Raw genomic sequence first — 22,428 nt, 5'->3', positions numbered from 1 at the left:
TAGAATGCATCGCCATGATTATTGACTGGCGGACAATGTAGTGGGTTACAAAGTAGTTCGACTGACCGAACTCATGGCGTATGAGTTCGGTCAAGTAGAGGGCGATATTGAGGCGCTGAATGAGCGAGACCTTGATGGAGTGATACCCGATGGGGTGAGCTTTTCACAATTCAAAGAAAAGCTGAGTAGTGGCGAAGCCGCATTGCTCACAGACACACCTTCCATGCCTGCCATGTTGTACGACAGCACTAATAAGATCTGGACCCTCTCGCCAGATACTGAAACGACTCTCTCACCACAAATTCGTTCAGCGCTTATGGCCAGAGCCAATCAATCTGGAGCCGCCGCGGGCGGTGGCAGTGGATCTGGCGGAGGTAGTCGTTCAGAGGCAGCAACAGAAAATATTGAAGATACTTATGTGCCCGAGCCGGTAAAGCCCGATCGCTCAAATGCGCCACCGTCACTTAAATACGAGTACTGTTTTGAGATTGCCAGCTCGGACAAGGTCTTTAGCAAGACGGTCGGATGCAAATTTGAGTTAGCCAAAACACAGCAAGAAGGTGTGATCGGTGATTGGCAAACCGCGCCCACTGAACATGGTACCAAGTATACCGCTTATGCGGCATTCAATGAGCCCAAAAAGCTTGTTGCTAAAATTGCATCGGCCTCAATGGGCATCAGCGTGCCCGAGCCCGTGCAGATGAAGCCGATTGGCTCTGGGGTAATCCAAGAAGCCTTTATTCCTGTAACCCCCTCCGTTCAACTCGGCGAGCGACTAGGCTTACCCACCGAAGGCTATTATTACCATTTTCACCAAAAGCGCTTAGTGCAGGAGTACAAGGTGCTGGGTGATGACAAATGGCAGTTTTACGCCACGCGCTCAAGGCATGACAGGCTCAATCGTGAGCAAGGTTTTAATCGTTATCAAAGCGCCATTCTGGTGTACTGGAAGATTGACGGGAAAGACGTTGACGACCAGCATCTTGTCTATCTCGAAGAGCCGATCACTCGCGAGACGCTTGATAACCCAGACGAAGAATGGCTGGAAGAAAATGGCATCAAACTGTCTATTGGTGACCTACTGGCTGCGCCTACTCAGCCTATGGCGAAGAGAGGAAGTCATTCTGCTAATGATGCAGACAGCGAACCAGAGCAAGCGGGGCCGGAAACTCATCAAGTTGCGACTGATCCAAATACTCGACAGCGCGAATCATGGGGGGCTATAGCAGGTAAGTATGGCTTGTCCGCAAAACAACTGCTTAACTTAAACCCCGAATATAACGCTGATCCTATGTCTTTAAAGGTCGGTGATACCCTCATTGTTCAACAGGCGCCCGCAAAGCAACCTTCTAGCGAAGCCGCAACGGAGCTGCCTCCGCTTTCTCCTTGTACATATAATTGCGCTGGAAATGCCCATTATGACTACTCGGAGCCGTTTATAGCTGGAACGACTTTCAAGGCGATTAACAATGACAGCCTGTTAGAAAGAAAGCTGCCGGTTGCGAATCTAACAGCAATCACTACGGCTTCAAAAGCGACCGACTATGGGAAAGCAGCAATACTTACGCTGCCTGCCAGTGGAGCGGCTACTAATCTCGGTGTTATCAGTACGAATACTGCGAAAACGATGGGAACCTGGTCGCTATCTAGCGAAGCGCTGGCGGGTTTCGCCCGTATGGGAGGCTTTTTATTAGCGGCACTGTGGCCGTCTCAAATAGAGGACGGTACGCTCGATGGACATCCAGAGTGGAGTGGTGTTGATGCTATAACGATGCGTGTGCGTTTCAATATGTACACAGATAAAAATGGTAAACAGCAAGTCGTTGGCATAAAAACCGGTGAAGGTAGTCCATATGGAGAGCGTGTGACAAAGCGTGAGGCTCATCAAAATGGTCAAAATTTCGTTGCTGAACTGGATGATGGTATTACTATTACGTGGACTCCAGATGGCTCGACAGACGTTCTAACACCCGATACGGTGTTACCTGAGAATGATCAGCTAGACGTGCATAATATCTGGGTCCGGCCGATAGAAGAGCACGAGCAGGAGATTGGGACGCCATTATACCCCGAGGAAGATCTTGCTGAGTACTTAGTGACATTTCCTGCTGATGCTGGTTTGCCCCCGCTTTACTTGGTGTTCAATAAGCCTAATAACGATATTAAGTACGTACCCGCGCCTAAAGGTAATCCGCCATTGCCTGCGTTTCCAGAAGCAGTAAAAGCTAAGAAAAAAACCGCGGTACAAGGAGGAGGTAAACTAAGAGAGCGCTGGAAAGATAAAAAGGGTCGCATTTATGAATGGGATTCGCAGCATGGCAAGGTTGAATTATATACAAAGAATGGCAAGCATCTAGGCGAGTTCAATCATGTAACAGGTGAACAAACAAAGGATGCTGACCCTTCAAGAAAGGTGGAAAAATAATGAAAGTTGTGATCGAGGCATTTGATAAAGAAACTGAACTTTTAGTACTAGAAGTTGAAATTAAAAGCAGTCACGTTGAAGCTGTTGCGCAAGTCTTGGGTTTGAGCGACGATGATCTTCAGTTCCTTTTAGGAGGCGCTGGAGGGTTTGATGTCTCTACTGATCAAGCCAAGGCGATAGAGCAAATAATCAGTGAAAAATTCTTTAGTCCTCGCTATGACTATCAACTTGGTACAAGCTAAACACATAAGATACAAAATACTTATTTGTTACGATATGATGATGCCTAAATGAATTATGACTTATCAACATATTCACAATCAGAGTTCCTTCAATTGGTACAAAGAATCTGTTTGGATGATTACGATACAGAACAAGAACACATTGATGCAGTGCTTCATTTTGAAGAAGTTACACAGCATCCAGATGGTTCAGATCTTATTTATTATCCAGAAAAAGAAGAGGGTGCAACTCCTGAGAATATTGTAAGAATTGTCAAGGAATGGCGTCAATCTCAAGGGTTGCTATGCTTCAAGGACTAGCCTTGAACAAAGGTCAATTTTTCTTGGGACATTAACCCTTGATATTTAGAGCAATGAGCGCGTAGATGAGCACTGTATGTGATTGGATAAACTGTTGTCACGATAAGCTAGTTAAAGATAGCTCTTTTGCGGCTCTTGTCGGGGGGAATGTGCTGCAGTTCGAGCCAACTATTGATGATCGTTTTGACATTGTTTGTTATGGAGACAAGGTCAATATGATTTTCGATGAAGACAAGCGTCTAAAGTTCTTCATCGCTGAGTATCCGCTTGATGAATGTCTCACGAAATTGCTTTCCAGTGAGGAGATCGTATTAGGACGGGGCATGGACAAGAGTGGCATTGTCTCCTCATATGGAGAGCCAGATAAGTCAGCAGGCTCCAGAAAATTGCCCGGGTTGGTGAAGAATGGCTGGATACAATACAACCTAAAGGATGGTATGAAACTCACGTTTAGTTTGTCTCATGCCGACCCGAACAGCGTTGTTGATGTAAGAGTCTCTGTGGGCTAATTTTTCCTGTTTGATAGAGAAAGTGAGCGGTGTTAAGTGAATTGTTTCAACCTCATAGGCTTTACATATCAAGACTTAATTAAGCGTCCTGAATTCACAGTGTTAATCGGTGGAAACGTACCGTCAACGATTGATGGTTTTGAAGATAAATTCTACATTGAATCGTACACCAAAGGGTTGGAATTTCAATTTGATGCGAATAGCAGCAAGCTTAAGGTGATCATTGCCACCAATCCTGATTATTTTATGGGCGACCTGAAAAACAAACTCACTAAAGAACTCGTTCGTGCTGCGATGGGGGAGCCTAGAGAGTCGATGAGCGAGAAGAAGGTTCCAGTGCTTGGAATGGTCGGAGCTTGGGATAAATACATAGACTCTGAAGGTCACACCGCTCAAGTTTTATATGAGGTTGGGGCCGATAAAGTAAAGAGCGTTTTTTATAGGTAGTGGGAATTTCACATTTTCGTATCACTCATCAATTGCAACCCTGTGTAATTGTTGAGTTGAGGCGAGCAAGAATAATCCACTCGCCTTTTTGTGAAACCTAGTCAGAGACGGTGACGCGTTACCCCAACAAGGTCTGCAAATCGTGGGTTGCTTGGTCGAGATCCCCAATGTGCTCGCGTACCCAATCAGGATTGTAATACGTGTCTAGGTAGCGCTCGCCGCTGTCACATAGCAAGGTGACAATAGAGCCTTTTTCGCCGTTGGCGCGCATTTCATTTGCCAACATCAAGACACCGTACAGGTTGGTACCGGTGGACGCGCCGGCTTTGCGGCCAAGCTGGCTTTCTAGCCAGTGAATGGTGGCGATACTGTGAGTGTCCGGCACTGTGGTCATTCTATCAATCACGCCGGGAATAAAGCTGGGCTCGACACGTGGCCGTCCAATCCCTTCAATGCGACTGCTTTTATCGGAGGTCAGTGCGCTGTCGCCGGTGAGGTAGTAATCGTGAAACACCGAATGCTCAGCATCGGCCACCATCAGCTGAGTGGGTTGGCAACGATAACGAATGTAGCGGCCAATGGTCGCTGAGGTGCCACCGGTGCCCGGGCTCATCACAACCCAGCGAGGGATCGGAAAGCGCTCGTACTGCATCTGATCAAATATGCGGTTGGCAATGTTGTTATTGCTACGCCAGTCGGTCGCGCGCTCGGCATAGGTAAACTGGTCCATGTAATGGCCATTGAGCTCCTTAGCAAGGCGACGAGACTCGGCATAGATCTGATCTGACCGCTCGACGAAGTGCGCTTCACCGCCATAAAAACGGATTTGCTCAATCTTCTTACACGCAGTGTTTTTGGGCACTACGGCAATAAAACGTAAGCCAAGCAGACGGGCAAAATACGCTTCGGAAATGGCAGTACTGCCTGATGAGCTTTCAATGATGGTGGTGTGCTCATCAATCCAACCATTACACAAGCCGTACAAAAACAAAGAACGCGCCAAGCGGTGCTTCAAGCTGCCGGTTGGGTGAGTGCTTTCGTCTTTCAGATAGATATCAATGTCTGCAAAGCTGGGGAGATCGAGCTTAATTAAGTGGGTATCTGCAGAGCGTTTAAAGTCGGCTTCAATGAGGCGAATCGCGTTACCGACCCAAGTATGGCAAGGATGTGAGGTTGTCATCATGCGTCTCCGAATGCGTAATTAGCACCAGTTTACGTAAAGTGTGGGATAAAAACCTTGCTATTTTTGCTCTATAATGCCACCTAAAGAGAAAAATAAACTCCCATGTAACGATTGGTGGAAATAATTTTTTATGACTATCACTTTAGATGAGATAGATCGCACTTTACTCGCGGCGCTGCAGGAAGATGCCAACTGGTCTGTGGCTGCGTTGGCCGAACGGGTGAATTTAACTACGACTCCCTGTTGGAAGCGGCTGAAACGGCTGGAATCACAAGGGGTGATCCGTGGGCGGGTGGCATTGCTTGACCCCGAAACCGTTGGCCTCGCATTTACCGCTTTCGTTCACATCAAAACCAATGACCACAGTGAGCAGTGGTACAAGACCTTTACCGAAGTGGTGACCGAGTTCCCTGAGGTGATGGAATTCTACCGCATGGCGGGGGAATATGATTATATGATGAAGGTACAGGTAGCTGATATGACTCGATTTGATCATTTTTATAAAAAACTGGTCAATTCTGTGCCAAGTCTGAATAATGTGACATCAACATTCGCCATGGAAGCGCTTAAGTATACCACCGCCTTACCGATCCGATAGGTCGCTCTGACGATAAAAAGGCGGGGATAAAAAGGAGACCTCATGAAGGTGTTTTGGCAGTTAGGCTGGTTTTTTAAACGTGAATGGCGTCGTTATCTCGGCGCCATGATTATTTTGGTATTTGTCTCTGTCTTCGAGCTCATTCCACCGATGGCCGTGGGCCATGTGGTTGATGGCGTGGTTGCTGGAGAGATTTCCACTGAGCTACTGATGTGGCTACTTGCGGGTATGCTGGCCATTTGGGTGGTGGTATATGTGCTGCGCATCGTTTGGCGAGTGTGGCTGTTTGGTGCTGCGGCTGAGCTTGGCACTGTGCTGCGCAACCGGCTTTATGATCATTTTACTCGCCAATCACCGCATTTTTTCCGTCGCTATCCGAGTGGCGATATCATGGCGCGTTCTACCAATGATGTGAAAGCGGTGGTGATGACGGCCGGTGAAGGGGTTCTGACCGCTGGGGATTCTATTATCACAGGCGTCGCCGTGCTCATTGTGATGGTGAGCCAAATTAGCTGGCAGCTCACACTCTTAGCCCTGTTACCGATGCCGGTAATGGCAGTACTGGTTAATCGCTTTGGTCGCCGTTTGCACCATACCTTTACTGAATCGCAAGCGGCGTTTTCTGAGCTGTCAGAGGTGAGTCAGTCCTCACTGTCGGCGGTGCGTATGGTACGTGCATTCGGCTTAGAGCAGCACCAGATGAATCAGTTTAATCAAGTTGCCGATCGTACCGGGGAGAAAAACCTCGCGGTGGCACGGGTTGATGCGCTGTTTTCGCCGGTGATCCAAGGCACCATTGGCGCTTCGTTTTTCCTAACCGTGTCTGGCGGCGGCTACATGGTCGCCACTGGTGATATTTCGCTTGGGGATCTTACCGCATTTACCTTGTATCAAGGTTTGATGATTTGGCCGATGCTCGCAGTGGCGTGGCTATTTAATATTATTGAGCGTGGGCGCGCCGCTTGGACGCGGATAGATGCGTTGCTGCAAGAGCAGCCGGACATTGTTGGTGGTGACACGCCGCTGCCTGACACCATGCAGCCGTTAGCACTGGCCATTGAGCAGTTTAAGTGGCAACCGGATGACAGTTTTGCCCTCAAAGATATCCGTGTGACGCTTCCGCCTGGGGCCATGCTGGGGATTGCCGGCCCAGTCGGCAGTGGTAAATCAACCTTATTGCAATTGCTACTTCATCTGACCCAGCTTGAAAAGGGCGATATTCTCTATGGTGATGTGTCGATAGCGGAGGCTGACTTGTCGTCATGGCGACAACGTTTCGCGGTGGTGACGCAAACGCCGTTTTTGTTTTCGCGTTCGATTGCGGAAAACATCGCCCTTGGTCGTCCGGATGCGACCCAAGCGGAAATCGAACAGGCGGCGACACTTGCCTGTATTGATGAAGACATCCGTCAGCTGCCGCACGGGTATGAAACCGCAGTCGGTGAAAAAGGGATCACCTTATCTGGTGGTCAAAAGCAGCGTATTTCCATTGCCCGTGCTTTGTTGGTGGAAGCGGAGTGCTTGATTTTGGATGATGCCTTGTCAGCCGTTGACGGTGACACCGAGCATCGCATTTTGCAGAACCTGCAACAGCATCAGCACACCCGTACCACGATTGTGATAGCCCACCGCTTATCGGCACTCGAAAACGCCGATGAAATTGTGGTACTCAGCCACGGGCAAATCCGAGAGCGTGGCCAGCATCGCCAATTGATTCAACAGCCAGGATGGTATCAAGAAATGCACCAATATCAGCAGCTGGAAGCGGCATTGGAAGCCGATGAGGAGCCGCGCCATGACTAAGCGAGAGATCTTATTTCGATTGCTAAGCTACATGCGCCGCGACAGGCGTCAATTTGTGATTGCCACGGTTTTCTTGCTGGTGGCGGCTGTGGCCGAAGTAACAGGGCCTTATTTGGTGCAAATCTTTCTCGATAATTATGTCGCCAAAGATCATTATCCGGCGGTGATCATGTGGGCACTGGCGGTGGGTTATATCGTATCGACCATTGTCTCCGCAGGCTTTCAGTATCAGTACGAGCTTCGTTTTAACACCATGGCGGTGGCCATCATTCAACGCATCCGTAAAGCGGTGTTCGCCAACGTGATTAAACAGCCTCTGTCAGCCTTTGATTATGTGCCGATGGGACGAATTGTATCGCGCTTAACTAACGACACCGAGTCGTTGAAAGAGCTGTATGTGTCGGTGCTTTCTACCTTTTTACGTAACATCGCACTGATTGGTGTGATGCTGGTGGCGATGCTAATGCTCAGTGTGCAACTGACAATGGTGGTGCTGGTGCTACTGCCGTGTGTGGTACTGGTGATGGCGCGCTATCAAAAACGTTCAGCGCCTGCGTATCGTCGGGCACGAGATCGGCTAGCAGACATCAACGGGGTGATGAACGAATCTGTGCTCGGCATGAATTTGATCCAGCTAATGCAGCAAGAGCGGGCGTTCTCCTCGCGATTCAGTGATATGACTGCGGATCACCTAGATGCCATGGTGACTATTCAACGCCTGAACGGGATCTATCTTCGCCCTTTGATTGATTTATTGGCAGGGGCCGCGTTGCTGTCTTTGGTGGCTATCTTCGGTTTTAGCGGCACGGCAGTGATTGGGGTTGGGGTGCTGTACGCCTTTTTAAGCTACTTGGGGCGGATCACCGAGCCATTGATTGAAATGATGCAGCAACTGTCGCTGCTTCAGCAGGCTATCTCGGCCGGTGAGCGGCTTTTCGAAATGATGGATACGCCGCCTGAGCAATATGGTCATGACACCACGCCGATCCCTGATGGTGCCATTGCACTGCAGAATGTGTCGTTTTCCTATGATGGTGAAACACCGGTGTTGTCAGACGTGAATGTAGACGTCCCGGCCGGCGGCTTTCTGGCGTTGGTGGGTCATACGGGCAGTGGTAAATCAACCTTGGCGTCGTTACTGATGGGATTTTATCGCACAGGTGAGGGGACGCTGACGCTGGGTGGATTACCGATCGAAAGCTTGAGTCATCAAAGCTTGCGTGAGGGCGTTGCCATGGTGCAACAAGATCCGCACATGCTGACGGGGAGTTTGCGAGAAAACATCGCGCTGGGGCAGACGCTGGACGATGAAAAAATCTGGCATGCGCTCGAACAAGTGGCGCTGGCAGATTACGTGAAAGGGTTGCCGGCGGGGCTGGATACCTTACTTGGTGAGGGCGGAATGACCTTTTCTGCCGGTCAGCGCCAGTTGTTGGCTCTGGCGCGCGTGTTGGTGCGTCAGCCTAAAATTCTGATCCTTGATGAAGCCACCGCCAATATCGACTCCGGCACCGAAGAGCTTGTGCAACAGGCGCTGAATCGGTTACGCCAACAGATGACGGTGGTGGTGATTGCGCACCGCTTATCGACCATTGCCGAGGCCGATAACATCCTCGTTTTGCATCGTGGCCGCGTGATTGAGCAAGGGCGTCATCAAAGCCTGCTGCGTCAGCAAGGCCGCTACTGGCAGATGTACCAACTTCAGCAAGCCAGCGCGCATTTAGCCGCATTAGAGGAAGAGGCGCAGGTGTAGCGGTTCAGTCATGGGTGAAACAGATAAAAAGGGGCGCAATGCCCCTTTTTTGTGCTGCTCAGACTCGCTCACGCTCGAGACGTTGATGGTTAGGAGAGTTTACGCATCAAACCTTCTTGGGTCGCTGAAGCAACAAGGTCGCCTCGCTGATTAAAAAGTTCGCCGCGTACAAAGCCACGCGCACCACTGGCTGAGGGGCTTTCAATCGCAAACAACAGCCACTCATCCATTCTAAACGGGCGGTGGAACCACATGGAGTGATCAATGGTGGCCACTTTCATGCCCGGCGTAAGCAGCGTCACTGCGTGAGGCTGCAATGCCGTGACCAAAAAGCCCCAATCGGCGGCATAGCCGAGTAAATACTGGTGAACATGAAAATCGTCGCCGACTTCACCATTGGCGCGGATCCACAGATATTGCTTAGCCGGCGCGGAATGGGGTTTAAGTGGGTTGATCACTGTGGCAGGCCGCACTTCGATCGGCTTGTCACCCCCAAAGGCTTTGACCACATTAGGGGGAAGCTTGTGAGCGATATCATTGACAAGCGATTGCTCAGAGCGCAAGGTCTCGGGCGCTGGCACGTCTGTCGGCATGGTGTTTTGATGCTCAAAGCTTTCTTCCTCTTCTTGATAAGAGGCGGTGAGATAAAAAATAGGTTTGCCGTACTGCACGGCTTTTATTCGCCGTGTGCTGAAACTTTTTCCGTCTCTGAGTATCTCAACATCATAGATGATCGGCTGCTCAGGATCGCCTGGGCGCAGAAAATAGCTATGGAATGAATGCAAAAAGCGATCAGGGTCAACCGAGGTTTTGGAGGCCGATAAGGCCTGTCCAATCACTTGCCCACCATACACTTGGGGGAGTCCAAGGTTCTCACTTTGACCGCGGTACAGGCCAGTGTCTAGTCGCTCAAGCTCTAGCAGCTGTAAGAGTTCTTTCAGTGGTTGGCTCATAAGTCCTTGATTCATGCTATGCTTCCATTGTTATTGTTCAAGCTATCATAACCTTAGCGTTTTTGCCGCATTTGAACGTGCTTCAGTGAGGATTCTTTAATGAAGAAACTAACGTTTCTATTGTTCGCCTTATTCACTGCTTTGGTGTTTACTGCTTGTTCTGGAAATAGCCAACCTAATGATTTATCGAGTGTTTCCGGCACTTTAGTGTATCGTGAGCGACTTGCTTTACCTGAGAATGCCAGCGTCACGGTCCGTTTGGTAGAAATGAAAAAAATGGGTTCACCCGGTAAAGAGATTAGCCGACAATCATTCGTGACCGAAGGCCAGCAAGTACCTATTCACTTTTCACTGAATTACGATCCGAGCCAAATTTCTCCAACACACACATACGTCGTCACGGCACAAATTGATGTGAACGAACGCCCGCTGTTTATCACCAATACCGTCAATAAGGTGATCACGGATACGAATCATACCTATGATCCAACGCTAACACTGGTGCGTGCGGGGCATTGATCGCTACACTGGTGAGAGATATCCGCACAAGGAGTGTGCATGCGAATCTCACTGTTTCTCTGGCCCGTGTTGGTGCTGACGGTTATCGCTGTCGCGGGGATAAGCGCCACGTTTTCCCTGAATAGTCTAGCGATTGGCGCGTCTGCTTTATTCTTTTTCTATCCAGATAAATTCGCGAGTTGGTGCTTGGCGCTAGCGATGGCGATTTTTGCCTTTACCTTGCCACATCTCCCTGCGCTGTTAGCCGCGAGCACGCTATTGCTTTTGCCGGCTTTGTCTCTCTGGTTCAATCCCGACCGACATCCACACGTCAAGCTATTACTCGGTGCGGTGATGGTTGCCATGTTCGCGGGGATGATGGCTTTGCAATCTGAAGCTAAATTGGGTGGCTCACCGAGTACTCTCGTGCTGCAAACGCTAGCACTCGTGGGGTTATGGCTTGCGATCAGATATTGGCCAGGTTATCAGCCTCCTCATCGCGGGGCCTGGCTGTTACTGCCTGTATTAGTGGCGGTGAGTGGCTGGCCTGCTGCGTTATGGAGTGCGACAACGGTGATGATTATTTGGTTGTTACAGTGGGTGGGATTCACACCACAATTTGCTCGCTCACGTCACCTTGCCTTGCATCTTATCCCGAGTATTCCGTTTTTGGTGATTACATGGATTACCCCTGGACAACTCACGCTATCGCTATTGGTCGCGTGGGCCACCATGCTTGCGGCGATTTGGGTTGGTGAGTATTTGCTATTGGAAGAGCCGGACGACTAGTAGGAAAATTGCCTAGAAGATAAACAGTTAACGAATGAGGTCATGAATCCTCCTTGCATTGCATCCAGCCTTGCCACATAATGCCCCGCAGTTAAGCAAGCTTAACGACATATCGATGGAGGCCTCCTTGGTTCTCCCGCAACACTATCTTGTGTACTGGGTCAGGTCCGGAAGGAAGCAGCCCGCGCTTGGGACGTGTGTGCCGGGATGTAGCTGGGGAGGTCTCCGCCCTTTCTGCGCCATGAAAATCGCCTCATTCATCAACCACCGATACCTCTCGTTGTTTGTATGACCACATAGCGTCTTGGCCTCCTCACAATGTTGACACTCGGGTGACACAGCCCCTTACCGCTTAGCTATGATTTAATCATTAGCGCTGGTAGCGTAAGTGTGATGGTCCATAAGGGTGGCAAAGTGGTGTTTCGAGCGTTAGCAGCGTTATTGTTGGCTTTACTCAGCAGCCAAACGGTGGCCAGTGAGCTGCACACGCAACTGAAAGGATTTTATGATAAGGCCTGGCAAACGGGCACCTTGATGGTTGCACAGCCGGCATTAAATGCCTATCCGCAGGCTTTGTTGGTCAGTCAGTCGCAGTACCCTGATTTCGAGAATGTTAACTGGCAGGACTTAAACGCACTACACCAAGTGGTGCAAACGTGCCAGCCGACCCCCAGTATCGTGTCCCCCCTTTTGTTAGCCGCCCAGCGTTTTGAATTGGCTTTGTGCCGTGATGAGCCTTTACCCATTGAGTGGTTTGAGCAAAACCCGCTACTCCATCCTGCCGGTGGAAGTTATGCTGAACGTTATGTGTCAGCGCGTGGGATCGCCACGCCGTCACCTGAACTGGTACAACGTTTTACCTTAGCCAACGAAGAGCACCCTCTACATGCTGCACTGAATGTCCTCAGTCAGGCTGGTCGAGATGCGTTGCTCAGTGGTTACCGTGCGTATTTAGATGGCGGGCGCCTGTGGCTTAACGGCGAAGAAGGGTGGAAGGCGCTATCTCATGAACAATGGGCGCCAATTGCTGAGCAATATCGTTTGAGTTTATCGACGAATACGACGGGGTGTGATTACCGCTATGGAAATATTTGTAATCAACTCCACCCGGCGTATCGTGGCGTGATGATTGCGGTGTTGGTAGCGGTTTTTTGTGCGCTGATAGTTGGTTTAGCGCGTAGCCTATACGATCGATACCAGCAGCGCCGTGAGCGCCAATTTATTCTCCAGTTGCTGACGCATGAGCTAAGAACACCGATCGCAAGCCTAGGTATGACGGTGGAAATGTTGCGCAGCCAGTTCGATTTGCTTGAGCCCAGCACGCAAGATGTGCTTTGGCGATTACTGGCGGATCATCAACGCTTAAGTCAGCTGACAGAGACCAGTAAGGGCTATTTAAGTACCGATAAACGTGAGCAATTTAAGTCACAAACTGCGTCCTTATCGGAGTGGCTGGATAATGTTTGCGATTGCCTAGAGGTTGACTACACCCTTGAGCAAGATAAAACACTGACGTTGCCTTTCTACTGGTTATCCATCTGCTTGAAAAACCTGATTCAAAATGCCCATCATCATGGCGGTGATCAAATTTGGATTCGTGTATGCGTGGATAAGCGCGTACGAGTTTGTGTGTATGATAACGGAATTTTTCCATCCTGGTGGCAAAGGCTGTGGCGGCGATATAAGTCGTCACCGTCAGAAAGAAACATGGGGATTGGATTGTTTTTAGTGGCGCGTTTAATGCGTCAAATGGGGGGGAAGCTAGTGATCAAGCGCCACCCAACCTGCTGTATTCTGGAGTTGCCGCAATGAGCCATCTATTGTTGATTGAAGATGACACCTTATTAGGGGAAGGCTTACGCCAGTTTTTGGAACAGCAAGGGTTTGAATGCACCTGGCTGGCCGAGAGTAATAAGGTGGATAAGCATTGGTTTCATGCCGATTTGGTGATTTTGGACCGCCAGCTCGCCGATGGCGATAGTTTAGCGCATCTGCCTCATTGGCTGTCTTTAAAAGCAGTGCCAGTGATCGTATTGACAGCCAAAGTTGAGGTCGAGCAACGGGTTGAGGGCTTAATGGCCGGCGCCAAAGATTATGTGGTTAAACCCTTTTCACATCAGGAGCTCTTGGCGCGTATCTATGCCCAATTACGGCCCTTAGGAGAAAGCCAACTCGTATACGGGCAGATCAAGGTTGAACCTGGATCCCGCCATGTGTATTGGCAAGACCAGGATGTGACGCTCAAGCCTAAAGAGTTTGATTTATTGCTATTGCTGTTACAAAACCAAGGGCGGGTTTTTCATCGCGAAGAATTGCTCAATAAAATATGGGGGTATCAGGCGTTTCCTACCACGCGCACGGTTGACAATCATGTGTTGCGGCTACGACAAAAGTTGCCCGGTTTAGCGATAGAGACGCATCGCGGTGTCGGGTATCGGTTGGTGGTACTATGAACGGGTTTGGCTACCACTTACTCGTGATAGCATGCATGGTATGCAGCTTCAGCTTCAGTGTCCGCGCTGAGCAAGTTTGGTTTCCAAAAACACCGATGCAGGAAACCTATCAGGCACTCCTCGCAGATAGGCCCAAGGTGGCGTGGCAAGAGCTTATTTTTGCGCTATCTCAGCAGCAGATACCGACTGAGCATTGGGCGAAGATCAAGTACGCGATCATCAATCAAACGGATTGTGGCCAACAGTTAACTGAGCCCAACGGTAAAGGGATCCCTCAAGGGTTAACCATTGCATTTGTACGACGGGCAGGCGCGTCAAGTCTTGGCTATGAAATCAAACTTTCTGCCGAGCAGGTCGAGCGTGATACCTTGCTAACCCTCACCGATCCTACTGGGCAAACGGTGCTCAATGAGATCTTGAACGCGAAAAGTGGGTATCAAGAAATTGAATCAGGGCAACTATTTACCCAAATTATTCCTGGTATTTATGAGTTAAAAATGGGTGGTCAGCATTATAGTTTGGTGGTGTATGGGCTGCCACGCCGCCCTTGGGTAAAACTGATAGGCCATCCTGATCAACAGCTCGCAATCGATTTGCCCGCTACGCCTTTGAGTTGTTCGCCAGCCGCTGCACACTGGTTGTGGCTTGATGACGCCTATCGCTGGGTCGAACACACGCCAATTTATTTGTCCGGCCGCGCAGACAACTCCCACGCGCCAACCAAGATAAAATTGCCCTCCTCATCGCTTGTTAATGCGGAGCATTTAAGCGTCACTGTCAGTCACTTTGAGTATCAAGGCGCAATAAAAGTCAACTATGTTGAGCGATTGGCGTTGCCGCTGCCCAATGCTGCCATCCGCACAGAGGCTGTTAATAGCGAATAAAGAGACATCGAGGTGACAAATGAGGGAGGACGTTAGCATTTAATAGCGCGCTGACATCAACTGGAGACAGCGCGTGAACCTATCATCTTTTTATTTTTCTTGTGTTGCATGTGGCCTGACGCTATTCAGCCTAACTGCCTACGCAGCGCCTCTCACTTTGACCCATCAAGATACACACGTCACCATTAACCCTAGCGATCTGAGGATGCACTGGGACAGTCTGCCCATTAATGACGCTAATTTGGCAGTGGGTCAGAAGCCCCAGCAGGTGGTGAATATACGTCACCCAGCGCCAAATCAAGTTAACTGGCGCTGGATGCCTGCCAATATCGGGGTATCTGCCACCTTGGATAACGCGTTGACGTTGTCTATGTCGTTGGATGACAACGCTAAAGTGACACGCCAACGCCCCGTTTCAGTGAATTGGTTTAATTTACCGGTCGAGGACACCCAAGCCTTATTATTGCCGTTTAGCGAAGGAATGCGAATACCCACGGATCATCCGCAATGGATTGACTATCTGCAGGCAAGCCGAGATGGTGCGAATACCACGCAAGATCTAAAAATGCCGTTTTGGACGGCTCAGATAGGTCGTCAATATGTCAGTTACCATCTAGTCACCGCCACCAATAACCGACTGAGTTTTGCTCGCAAACATGACAAACTCGCGACGGGCGCGGTTCATACCTTTACGCCGTTAAATCGCCATGACCCCTTTGTGGTAAGGATTAAACCGGGTCAGCATCCATTGGATGGGGCTAAATGGTATCGCCAGTGGCGGCAAGAGCAGCATCAAGCAACCTCGTTGGCGAAAAAAGTGCAACAAAACCCTGAAACGGCCAAGCTAATTGGCGCGACCCATGTGTATTTATTTGGTCAAGGACCGCTTGCGCGTGATGATGTGAAGGATTGGTGGGGACTTAAACATTGGGCGCTGAATACGTCACCATTGCCGCTTGATGATGAGACCAAAGCGGCGCTCCGAGAGCTTTCCGGTGACCAAGGCTGGTTTAGCAAATATCATAAAAACACTTTGGTGAATGGCATTAATCGTGCGTTGGCAGAGATCTTTTCGGCGACCGCTCCCACCGAAAAAGACAATACCATCAAACAGCAGTATCAGGCCGCGCAGCAACGTAAAAAGTGGTTAGCTTCGAGGGCAGGACAGTACCTTAAACCGGCAGACCAGTGGGGCCAGGGGCTTTCCACTGAGATGCTCGACAGTTTACACAAAGCGGGTATCCGTCAATTGTGGTTAGGCTTGGACAATTGGATGCCGGCATTTTATCAGCCGCATGTCGTCGAAAAAGCCAAGCAAGCGGGCTATTTAATTGGCCCCTATGACTCCTACAATACCGCGATCCCACGTGGCGTGAACGATAGCTGGCTGACTGCACAATTACCGGATGTGATGCGCACATCGTGTGCGATTGAACAGCGCAATGGCAAATTGAAAAAAGGGTTTCGCGGCAACGGCTTCTATCTCAATCCTGCCTGTGATGTTGATTATGTCGCTCAGCGTATCGCCGATATCATTAAATATGGACATTTCAATAGCTTGTTTATTGATGTGGATGCGACTGCGATGGCGCGAGAAGATTATCGCCGTGATACTCGCGAAGTCGATATGCTGGCGGCGTTCAATCAACGGATGAAATCGATCGTAGATCGTCAGGCTGTCGTGTTGGGCTCGGAAGATGGCAACAGTTTGACCACGCAGGGCATCGCTTTTGCTCATGGCCTAGAAACGATTGGTTTTGGATGGACAGATAAAGACATGAAGTCTAATCGTGCATCTCCCTATTATCTCGGTCCTTGGTATCCGGATAACAAGCCCGCTTTTTTCTTTCAGCCGGCGAAAGTGAAGCCGCTGTACCAAGCATTGTTATTTGCGCCCCAATTTCGTATCCCGCTTTATCAAGCGGTGTTCCATGATGAGGTGATCAATAGCCACCACTGGCATAGCGATAGCCTAAAGTTTACCAATGTTCGTGCTGAGAGAGATTTAATAGCCATGCTTTATAATGTGCCCGCCATGGTGCATTTAAGTCGTGATGAAGCAACGTCGCCATCGCAACCTCGGATTCGTGCGATTAAACATTACCAACAGGGCTTTATGCCAATTCATCAAGCCCTTTGGGACAAAGCCTTGGTGGACTTTCGTTGGTTGGATGAACGCGGACGCGTGCAGCAGACCCAATTTAGCGATGGGTCGACGCTAACCGCCAACTTTACCGACCAACCAGTCGGTATGTCGGGCATCACTGTGCCCGCAAAAGGCTTGGTGGCGCAATTGAGTGATGGAACGCAAGTGGTTTGGTCTGTGTCTGAGCAGGATTAAGGTTCGCTAATAGGATATAAGAAAGCGCGTTCACGTTCTGTACGATTAGGCAATAAACCGCAAGGAATGCGTATTAATCAATGAGCCTGATTCGAGCATCATTTGGGTCATAAAGCGAGGTCTAATCACTTCGCTTTAATGCTCCCGCTGGCAGGGAGCCCTCAACTAGTTAAATAGATGGAGCGATCGAAATGATACTCGAAGAGACTTATTCACTGACGAATGGTATTGCGATTCCGAAGCTGGCTCTTGGAACCTGGATGATTGAAGGTGAATCCGCAACAAATGCTGTAACCTCGGCCATTGAACTTGGCTATCGGCACATTGATACGGCTCAGGATTACGGTAACGAAGCGGAAGTAGCCGATGGTGTGCGCGCCAGTTCCGTTGAGCGTGAGCAGATTTTCGTCACCAGCAAGCTGGCCGCCCGTCACAAGACCTATGAAGATGCCGCTGCTGCGATTGACGAATCCCTCGAAAAAATGGGGTTAGACTATCTGGACCTGATGATCATCCACAGCCCGCAACCCTGGGATCACTTCGGAACTGAAGACCGATTTGCTAAAGGCAACCAGGAAGCCTGGCGCGCCCTGGAAGACGCCTACAATGCCGGAAAACTGAAAGCCATCGGGCTGTCCAACTTCCAGGAAGCAGACATTGATAACATCGTCCAGCATAGCCGTGTCGCGCCGATGGTTCATCAGGTCCTGGCGCACGTGACCAATGTGCCGACGGCGTTGATCGAGTATTCACGTAATAAAGGCATGCTGGTAGAAGCTTATTCTCCGGTAGGGCATGGTGAGCTTTTCAAAAACGAGGCGATTATCAAAATGGCGGAGAGATATCAGGTGTCAGTGCCACAGCTGTGCATTCGTTATGACCTGCAACTCGGCCTTCTGCCGCTGCCTAAAACGGCGAAGCCGGCTCACATGGCCAACAATGCCGATGTGGATTTCGTCATTTCAGAGGCGGACATGCAGTCGTTGAGCGCCTTGGAGCCCATTCGGGATTACGGCAACGCAAGTCAGTTTCCGGTATTCCAGCAAGTTGATGGGTAAATCCCGGGATCGAAAAAAGCCCCTCTATCGTTGGAGGGGCTTTTTCGTTGTTACTCGACCTTTGCCAGCGCTTTTTCGTAGTCTTCGTTGCTTACCTTTTCTTTCCAGATCACGTTTTCACCATCTTTACTGGCGGTCACAACGAAGTGCTTCATGGGCGCGTCCGGTGTTGTGCCATGCCAGTGATCGAGATCGGGTGGGCACCACACTGCTTCGCCCTCATGAAACTTGATGACATGACCATCCCGCGTGCCAGTCAGTGCGGTGCCTTGGGTCACCACCATGTGCTGACCGGCAGGGTGTTCATGCCACGCCGTACGAGCGCCTGGTGAGAAAGTGACGTAGGCACCGCTATAGTGGGCACTCTCGTTGCTTGGAAAAACAATGTCTACCTGAACCTCTCCGGTGAAAAGATCGCTCGGCCCGGCAAAGGATTTCTGCGTGTCCTCGGAGTAATGGGTCTGACTGTGGGATTCTTCGGCTGTTGCACTTGAGCCGACGGTCATACCCACCAGGGTTGCCGCTACGCTTTGAAACAGGGATTTTTTGAACATAGTTATGTCTCCATATCAGTATTTGATCGGTTTGGATGCCACATATTGATTAGAACACCTGACCCCTGGCCTTTTTTATCCACATCCTGTTCGTTTATTGCTCATTTCTCTTTGTTTCGCCTAAATGAGGTGATCAACTATTATTCGATAGTATTTAATGCGCGCTATTGTTTACGGACCACGGTTCAGAAAAAAGCTTCAGGTACGTTGTCAAGCTGATGAAAACGAAAGTAGTAAAGCTTTTTTGGGAATGAATGGCGTGTCGAAATTGTTGATTTTCTCGGGGGCGTTGCATCTTCAATACCCGAAGTTTGGCCAATAGGGGAAAGTCGTTCAGTCTGTTAACACCGAGGATTGGAACCCGTGTAAACCTGGACGGTGCGCAATCAGAGCGATTTAGCAACTGGTGGGAATAGGCAATATCGTGGTTGTGCGGTAACAAATTCTGTAAGCCATTAGCCGGCTAGGCAGAGATAACCCAATACTCTCGATTTATTGCCTGATTCTACGGGCAAGGCGGGGTAGACGTGAACTGCTGCGGTAAATGAGCTTAAATGGTTACAGACCACCCAAATGACGATCTGGTCACTCATCAAGTTGGAACAGAGATTACTTAAGGGGCATAGGATCATGTCTGATACCGACAAATCTGAGAGCTACCGGCCCGAATTAGCCTGGGATCGCGGGGCGAAAGGTCTGGCCTCCAGAATCGAGATGCTGACTGGGGACGCGAATCGTCTGGATACGGACATCCAGGGGCTCTGTCTTCATCGCTGGCCGCACCCCACTGACCCTACCAGCTACATGTTGGCGCCCAGTATTTGCCTGATTGGCCTGGGCCGTAAACAGGTGGTGGTCGGGGAAGACACATTCCTCTACGACGCCAGTCAGTTCTTGATTACCTCTATTGATCTGCCAGTAGTCTCCAAAATCATCGAAGCCTCCAAAGAGAAGCCGTATCTGGGGCTCACCATGGAGATGGATTTTCAGATGCTGTCGCAGCTGATCATGGATAACCCGGCCCACATCGCGCGCGAGCAAACTGATAAGTCCCTGGGCATTGCGGTCAATAATGTCGATGCGCCGTTGCTTGACGCCTTCAACCGGTTGCTGGGCCTTGTGGACGAGCCGGAGGACAGTGCCGTACTGGCACCACTCATTCAACGCGAAATTCTCTATCGGCTGCTGAAAGGAGATCAGGGCGCACGCCTTCGAAATATGGCGGCCTCTGGCCAGAACGGTTATCGGATTTCCAAAACCATTGAGTGGCTGAAGAAACATTATCGGGAGTCCATAAAAGTGGAGGAGATGGCTGGCCGGGCGGGGTTGAGCGTCTCCGCCTTTCATCACCATTTCCGTGCAATGACCGCGATGACACCTCTTCAGTACCAGAAGCGCATGCGACTCAGCGAAGCGCGTCGATTGATGCTGACCGAGCATGTGGATGCCTCACGGGCCGCTTTTCAGGTGGGGTACGAGAGCCCATCACAATTCAGTCGTGAATACAGCCGGATGTTTGGAGCTCCGCCGATGCAGGACATTCGCAATTTAGTACAGCAGTCTGCCTGACCGGTTCGTGCTGAATCTTGAAGAACTTTGTATGAAACCTTTTCGGTTGAAGAAAACCCCACTTTCTCTGCTACTTATTTTGCTTACCTTGGCGGGGGAGGTTTTATCTGTGTCGGCCGAGCCGCAATCCCGTTTAACTGAGGAGAAATCCATGCGGAATCAAACAGACATCATTCTGAACATAGACGGTTCGATCGTCCAAGTGCGACTGGCAGACTCGGTTGCCACACGGGATTTTCTGGCGCAGCTGCCACTGACACTGGAGTTTGAGGATTATCACGGTATTGAAAAGGTCAGTGACTTGCCAAGCCGCCTTTCAACGGATGATGCGCCAGCTGGCTTTGACCCGCAGGTGGGAAGCTTCACCTACTATGCCCCCTGGGGAAACCTTGCAATCTTTTACCAGGATTTCGGCTACGCAAATTCGCTGGTCAACCTTGGAACGGTCGTCAGTGGGATGAAGCATTTAAAGAGATCCGAACGGTTCACAGCCACCATCTCTCTGGCTCCGTAGCCGTTTTCGCCTCTCGCTGGAGAAAAGTCACATTACCTACCAACCCATCATTGGAAGACTTTGCTATGAGAAAGCTTGCACATACCGTTGTACCATTGGCCCTTTGCTTTTCCGGGGTCGCGTTCGGGCAGGGCCCCGCCTCAGGTCCGGAGCTCAGTCTGCCGGGAAGCGCGCCATCCTTGGAGCAGATTCGATCGGTCTCGCCTGCCTTGGCGTCCTACACGGAGAACCTAGTTCTGGAAGAGGTCTGGAACCGTCCGGGGCTGTCTGCCCGTGACCGAAGTGTTGTTACGCTGGCTGCGCTGATCTCCCGCAATCAGCAGGTCGAGCTGCCTTACCACGTCAACCTGGCGCTGGATAACGGGGTTGAGCCCTCCGAAATTTCAGAGCTTATTACCCATCTGGCGTTTTATTCCGGGTGGGCGAACGCCATGTCTGCCGTTGCTGTTACTGCGAACGTCTTCGAAGCCAGAGGTGTAAAGGCCTCTGAGTTGCCTGCGGTATCGCCGGAGCTTTTGCCGCTGGATAAAGAAGCTGAGGTGAAACGCCAAACCTTCGTGCAGGACACCTTTGGCGAGGTGTCGCAGGGTGTGGTGGACTATACCGAAAGTGCGCTCTTCCTGGATCTCTGGCTCAGGCCAGGATTAAAGCCTAGGGATCGAAGCCTCGTGACCGTCAGTGCACTCATCTCTACCGGCAAAGTCGAACAGGTTCCGTTCCATCTGAACAAGGCAATGACCAATGGGCTGAGTGAGGAGCAAGCCTCAGAAGTACTTACGCATCTCGCGTTCTATGCTGGTTGGCCGAACGTTTTCTCGGCGATGCCGGTAGTGAAAAAGGTATTCGCGGATAGAGATTAACTCACGAACAAAACCCGATCAGGCGACCTCGAAGGATAGCCTTCGAGGTCGCAGGGAGATTAGTTGAGGTAAGCGTTAAGCATCCACATCAGTTTTTCTTGTTCGCGGATGTAGTCGCTCATCAGTGCAGATGTCCCTTCGTCACCCGCATCTCCGGCAAGATTCATGATGTCGCGTTGTAGGCCAATCAGAACGCTAAAGCCTTCGACCAGCGCACGTACGCCAGCTTGACCATTCGCTTCGGGTGCGTGCTCTTTAATTTCACTGACCTTCAGGTACTCGCTGAAGCGATGCTCGGCGGTGCCACCGATGGTGAGAATGCGCTCAGCCACTTCATCAATCTTGGTTTGAAGATCGGTATAAATCTCTTCAAATTTGGTATGCAACTCGAAAAAGTCGTTGCCTTTGATGTTCCAGTGAAAACCACGCACATTGGTGTATAGCACTTGGTAGTTCGCCAATAGCGTATCCAAACGCGCGCCTAGATCGGCGGCTTTGCTGCTGTCTAGTCCAATCAATGCTGCTTGCTTACTCATTTAATGCCTCCTTAGTGGCAAATCAATGTGTTCGACCCTTCGCTTATCGCGAGTGCCAAGCACTGGAAACGGTTCGTTCCAAACGATATAAATAGAGTAACTACCCGATATAAAAAAAGAAAATGGAGTTAACCTATATACGCGATAGGTGATATCTAT

22 protein-coding genes and 1 other RNA gene are annotated in these 22,428 nt (G+C 50.2%); 19 read left to right on the top strand and 4 right to left on the bottom strand.

The genetic code is table 11. The features are described 5' to 3' along the window. The first annotated feature begins 73 nt into the window (after nt 1-73). From BZG72_RS01760 to BZG72_RS01740, 5 genes are all read left to right on the top strand, one after another. Nucleotides 74-2,425 (top strand): T6SS effector antibacterial DNase, encoded by a 2,352-nt coding sequence (locus BZG72_RS01760; RefSeq protein WP_077665947.1) that lies wholly within the window; start codon nt 74-76, stop codon nt 2,423-2,425. Further along, the gene (locus BZG72_RS01755) at nt 2,425-2,667 is read left to right on the top strand and encodes a DUF7683 domain-containing protein (RefSeq protein WP_077665946.1); all 243 of its coding nucleotides are present in this window, start codon (nt 2,425-2,427) and stop codon (nt 2,665-2,667) included. Before BZG72_RS01760 ends, BZG72_RS01755 begins: the two co-directional genes overlap by 1 nt. A 48-nt stretch (nt 2,668-2,715) precedes the next feature. Next, nucleotides 2,716-2,967 carry a bacteriocin immunity protein gene (locus BZG72_RS01750; RefSeq protein ID WP_077665945.1) on the top strand — a complete coding sequence of 84 codons (252 nt, stop codon included), beginning with the start codon at nt 2,716-2,718 and terminating at the stop codon, nt 2,965-2,967. 65 nt (nt 2,968-3,032) lie between these two features. Then, entirely contained in the window at nt 3,033-3,476 is a 444-nt protein-coding gene (locus BZG72_RS01745) for a hypothetical protein (RefSeq protein WP_077665944.1), read from the top strand. Between the two features lie 36 nt (nt 3,477-3,512). After that, the gene (locus tag BZG72_RS01740; protein ID WP_077665943.1) at nt 3,513-3,923 is read left to right on the top strand and encodes a hypothetical protein; all 411 of its coding nucleotides are present in this window, start codon (nt 3,513-3,515) and stop codon (nt 3,921-3,923) included. 118 nt (nt 3,924-4,041) lie between these two features. On the opposite strand, the gene BZG72_RS01735 is transcribed toward BZG72_RS01740, so the two are convergent. After that, complete coding sequence (locus BZG72_RS01735) at nt 4,042-5,103, bottom strand: PLP-dependent cysteine synthase family protein (protein WP_077665942.1); 1,062 nt, start codon at nt 5,101-5,103, stop codon at nt 4,042-4,044. 133 nt (nt 5,104-5,236) lie between these two features. Between BZG72_RS01735 and BZG72_RS01730 the strand changes: the two genes are divergently transcribed. Genes BZG72_RS01730 through BZG72_RS01720 form a run of 3 tightly spaced genes read left to right on the top strand, consistent with a single transcriptional unit; the run spans nt 5,237 to nt 9,260 of the window. After that, nucleotides 5,237-5,704: an Lrp/AsnC family transcriptional regulator gene (locus BZG72_RS01730; RefSeq protein WP_046073854.1), complete on the top strand. Its 468-nt coding sequence runs from the start codon at nt 5,237-5,239 to the stop codon at nt 5,702-5,704. Between the two features lie 42 nt (nt 5,705-5,746). Then, a complete protein-coding gene (locus BZG72_RS01725; RefSeq protein ID WP_077665941.1) occupies nt 5,747-7,507 on the top strand; it encodes an ABC transporter transmembrane domain-containing protein in 1,761 nt (586 codons plus the stop codon). Continuing rightward, the gene (locus BZG72_RS01720) at nt 7,500-9,260 is read left to right on the top strand and encodes an ABC transporter transmembrane domain-containing protein (RefSeq protein ID WP_077665940.1); all 1,761 of its coding nucleotides are present in this window, start codon (nt 7,500-7,502) and stop codon (nt 9,258-9,260) included. Before BZG72_RS01725 ends, BZG72_RS01720 begins: the two co-directional genes overlap by 8 nt. Before the next feature lie 89 nt (nt 9,261-9,349). Here the strand turns inward: BZG72_RS01720 and tesB are convergent, their stop codons facing one another. Next, nucleotides 9,350-10,213 (bottom strand): acyl-CoA thioesterase II, encoded by an 864-nt coding sequence (gene tesB / locus BZG72_RS01715; RefSeq protein WP_077666009.1) that lies wholly within the window; start codon nt 10,211-10,213, stop codon nt 9,350-9,352. A 99-nt stretch (nt 10,214-10,312) separates the two neighbouring features. Between tesB and BZG72_RS01710 the strand changes: the two genes are divergently transcribed. From BZG72_RS01710 to BZG72_RS01675, 8 genes are all read left to right on the top strand, one after another. Next, the gene (locus tag BZG72_RS01710) at nt 10,313-10,732 is read left to right on the top strand and encodes a YbaY family lipoprotein (protein ID WP_077665939.1); all 420 of its coding nucleotides are present in this window, start codon (nt 10,313-10,315) and stop codon (nt 10,730-10,732) included. 39 nt (nt 10,733-10,771) lie between these two features. After that, nucleotides 10,772-11,500, top strand: a complete 729-nt coding sequence (locus BZG72_RS01705; protein WP_077665938.1) for a hypothetical protein — start codon at nt 10,772-10,774, stop codon at nt 11,498-11,500. A gap of 125 nt (nt 11,501-11,625) precedes the next feature. Beyond that, nucleotides 11,626-11,722, top strand: an RNA gene (ffs, locus tag BZG72_RS01700) — signal recognition particle sRNA small type. Nucleotides 11,723-11,893: 171 nt separating this feature from the next. Beyond that, nucleotides 11,894-13,312, top strand: a complete 1,419-nt coding sequence (locus tag BZG72_RS01695; protein WP_077665937.1) for an ATP-binding protein — start codon at nt 11,894-11,896, stop codon at nt 13,310-13,312. After that, nucleotides 13,309-13,953 carry a response regulator transcription factor gene (locus tag BZG72_RS01690; protein WP_046073618.1) on the top strand — a complete coding sequence of 215 codons (645 nt, stop codon included), beginning with the start codon at nt 13,309-13,311 and terminating at the stop codon, nt 13,951-13,953. Before BZG72_RS01695 ends, BZG72_RS01690 begins: the two co-directional genes overlap by 4 nt. Next, nucleotides 13,950-14,837 (top strand): DUF2861 family protein, encoded by an 888-nt coding sequence (locus BZG72_RS01685; protein WP_077665936.1) that lies wholly within the window; start codon nt 13,950-13,952, stop codon nt 14,835-14,837. Before BZG72_RS01690 ends, BZG72_RS01685 begins: the two co-directional genes overlap by 4 nt. Before the next feature lie 205 nt (nt 14,838-15,042). Further along, the gene (locus BZG72_RS01680; RefSeq protein WP_077665935.1) at nt 15,043-17,178 is read left to right on the top strand and encodes a glycoside hydrolase; all 2,136 of its coding nucleotides are present in this window, start codon (nt 15,043-15,045) and stop codon (nt 17,176-17,178) included. Nucleotides 17,179-17,369: 191 nt separating this feature from the next. Then, nucleotides 17,370-18,236, top strand: a complete 867-nt coding sequence (locus tag BZG72_RS01675; RefSeq protein WP_046073615.1) for an aldo/keto reductase — start codon at nt 17,370-17,372, stop codon at nt 18,234-18,236. Nucleotides 18,237-18,286: 50 nt separating this feature from the next. On the opposite strand, the gene BZG72_RS01670 is transcribed toward BZG72_RS01675, so the two are convergent. After that, entirely contained in the window at nt 18,287-18,790 is a 504-nt protein-coding gene (locus BZG72_RS01670) for a (R)-mandelonitrile lyase (RefSeq protein WP_077578526.1), read from the bottom strand. Between the two features lie 630 nt (nt 18,791-19,420). On the opposite strand from BZG72_RS01670, the gene BZG72_RS01665 reads away from it, so the two are divergent. The 3 genes from BZG72_RS01665 (at nt 19,421) to BZG72_RS01655 (ending at nt 21,733) form a co-directional block, all read left to right on the top strand. Next, nucleotides 19,421-20,359, top strand: a complete 939-nt coding sequence (locus BZG72_RS01665) for an AraC family transcriptional regulator (RefSeq protein WP_077666008.1) — start codon at nt 19,421-19,423, stop codon at nt 20,357-20,359. Between the two features lie 31 nt (nt 20,360-20,390). Next, nucleotides 20,391-20,873 (top strand): cyclophilin-like fold protein, encoded by a 483-nt coding sequence (locus tag BZG72_RS01660; protein WP_158010024.1) that lies wholly within the window; start codon nt 20,391-20,393, stop codon nt 20,871-20,873. A gap of 179 nt (nt 20,874-21,052) precedes the next feature. Then, the gene (locus BZG72_RS01655; RefSeq protein WP_198531464.1) at nt 21,053-21,733 is read left to right on the top strand and encodes a carboxymuconolactone decarboxylase family protein; all 681 of its coding nucleotides are present in this window, start codon (nt 21,053-21,055) and stop codon (nt 21,731-21,733) included. Between the two features lie 59 nt (nt 21,734-21,792). Here the strand turns inward: BZG72_RS01655 and BZG72_RS01650 are convergent, their stop codons facing one another. Further along, on the bottom strand, nt 21,793-22,269 hold the full coding sequence (locus BZG72_RS01650) for a Dps family protein (RefSeq protein ID WP_046073613.1): 477 nt from the start codon (nt 22,267-22,269) through the stop codon (nt 21,793-21,795). Between the last annotated feature and the right edge of the window lie 159 nt (nt 22,270-22,428).

It is taken from the genome of Salinivibrio sp. PR6 (assembly GCF_001995955.1).
GTDB classification, from domain to species: Bacteria; Pseudomonadota; Gammaproteobacteria; order Enterobacterales; family Vibrionaceae; genus Salinivibrio; species Salinivibrio siamensis.
The sequence above is the reverse complement of the archived record's forward strand: the minus strand, read 5'-3'. Positions and strand labels throughout refer to the sequence as shown.

What these genes read in the sequence shown, in the direction of transcription:
- BZG72_RS01760 (WP_077665947.1), top strand. Translation starts at nt 74, where the DNA reads ATGGCGTATGAGTTCGGTCAAGTAGAGGGCGATATTGAGGCGCTGAAT.
- BZG72_RS01755 (WP_077665946.1), top strand. Translation starts at nt 2,425, where the DNA reads ATGAAAGTTGTGATCGAGGCATTTGATAAAGAAACTGAACTTTTAGTA.
- BZG72_RS01750 (WP_077665945.1), top strand. Translation starts at nt 2,716, where the DNA reads ATGAATTATGACTTATCAACATATTCACAATCAGAGTTCCTTCAATTG.
- BZG72_RS01745 (WP_077665944.1), top strand. Translation starts at nt 3,033, where the DNA reads ATGAGCACTGTATGTGATTGGATAAACTGTTGTCACGATAAGCTAGTT.
- BZG72_RS01735 (WP_077665942.1), bottom strand. Translation starts at nt 5,103, where the DNA reads ATGACAACCTCACATCCTTGCCATACTTGGGTCGGTAACGCGATTCGC.
- BZG72_RS01730 (WP_046073854.1), top strand. Translation starts at nt 5,237, where the DNA reads ATGACTATCACTTTAGATGAGATAGATCGCACTTTACTCGCGGCGCTG.
- BZG72_RS01725 (WP_077665941.1), top strand. Translation starts at nt 5,747, where the DNA reads ATGAAGGTGTTTTGGCAGTTAGGCTGGTTTTTTAAACGTGAATGGCGT.
- BZG72_RS01720 (WP_077665940.1), top strand. Translation starts at nt 7,500, where the DNA reads ATGACTAAGCGAGAGATCTTATTTCGATTGCTAAGCTACATGCGCCGC.
- tesB (WP_077666009.1), bottom strand. Translation starts at nt 10,213, where the DNA reads ATGAGCCAACCACTGAAAGAACTCTTACAGCTGCTAGAGCTTGAGCGA.
- BZG72_RS01710 (WP_077665939.1), top strand. Translation starts at nt 10,313, where the DNA reads ATGAAGAAACTAACGTTTCTATTGTTCGCCTTATTCACTGCTTTGGTG.
- BZG72_RS01705 (WP_077665938.1), top strand. Translation starts at nt 10,772, where the DNA reads ATGCGAATCTCACTGTTTCTCTGGCCCGTGTTGGTGCTGACGGTTATC.
- BZG72_RS01695 (WP_077665937.1), top strand. Translation starts at nt 11,894, where the DNA reads ATGGTCCATAAGGGTGGCAAAGTGGTGTTTCGAGCGTTAGCAGCGTTA.
- BZG72_RS01690 (WP_046073618.1), top strand. Translation starts at nt 13,309, where the DNA reads ATGAGCCATCTATTGTTGATTGAAGATGACACCTTATTAGGGGAAGGC.
- BZG72_RS01685 (WP_077665936.1), top strand. Translation starts at nt 13,950, where the DNA reads ATGAACGGGTTTGGCTACCACTTACTCGTGATAGCATGCATGGTATGC.
- BZG72_RS01680 (WP_077665935.1), top strand. Translation starts at nt 15,043, where the DNA reads ATGCACTGGGACAGTCTGCCCATTAATGACGCTAATTTGGCAGTGGGT.
- BZG72_RS01675 (WP_046073615.1), top strand. Translation starts at nt 17,370, where the DNA reads ATGATACTCGAAGAGACTTATTCACTGACGAATGGTATTGCGATTCCG.
- BZG72_RS01670 (WP_077578526.1), bottom strand. Translation starts at nt 18,790, where the DNA reads ATGTTCAAAAAATCCCTGTTTCAAAGCGTAGCGGCAACCCTGGTGGGT.
- BZG72_RS01665 (WP_077666008.1), top strand. Translation starts at nt 19,421, where the DNA reads ATGTCTGATACCGACAAATCTGAGAGCTACCGGCCCGAATTAGCCTGG.
- BZG72_RS01660 (WP_158010024.1), top strand. Translation starts at nt 20,391, where the DNA reads ATGAAACCTTTTCGGTTGAAGAAAACCCCACTTTCTCTGCTACTTATT.
- BZG72_RS01650 (WP_046073613.1), bottom strand. Translation starts at nt 22,269, where the DNA reads ATGAGTAAGCAAGCAGCATTGATTGGACTAGACAGCAGCAAAGCCGCC.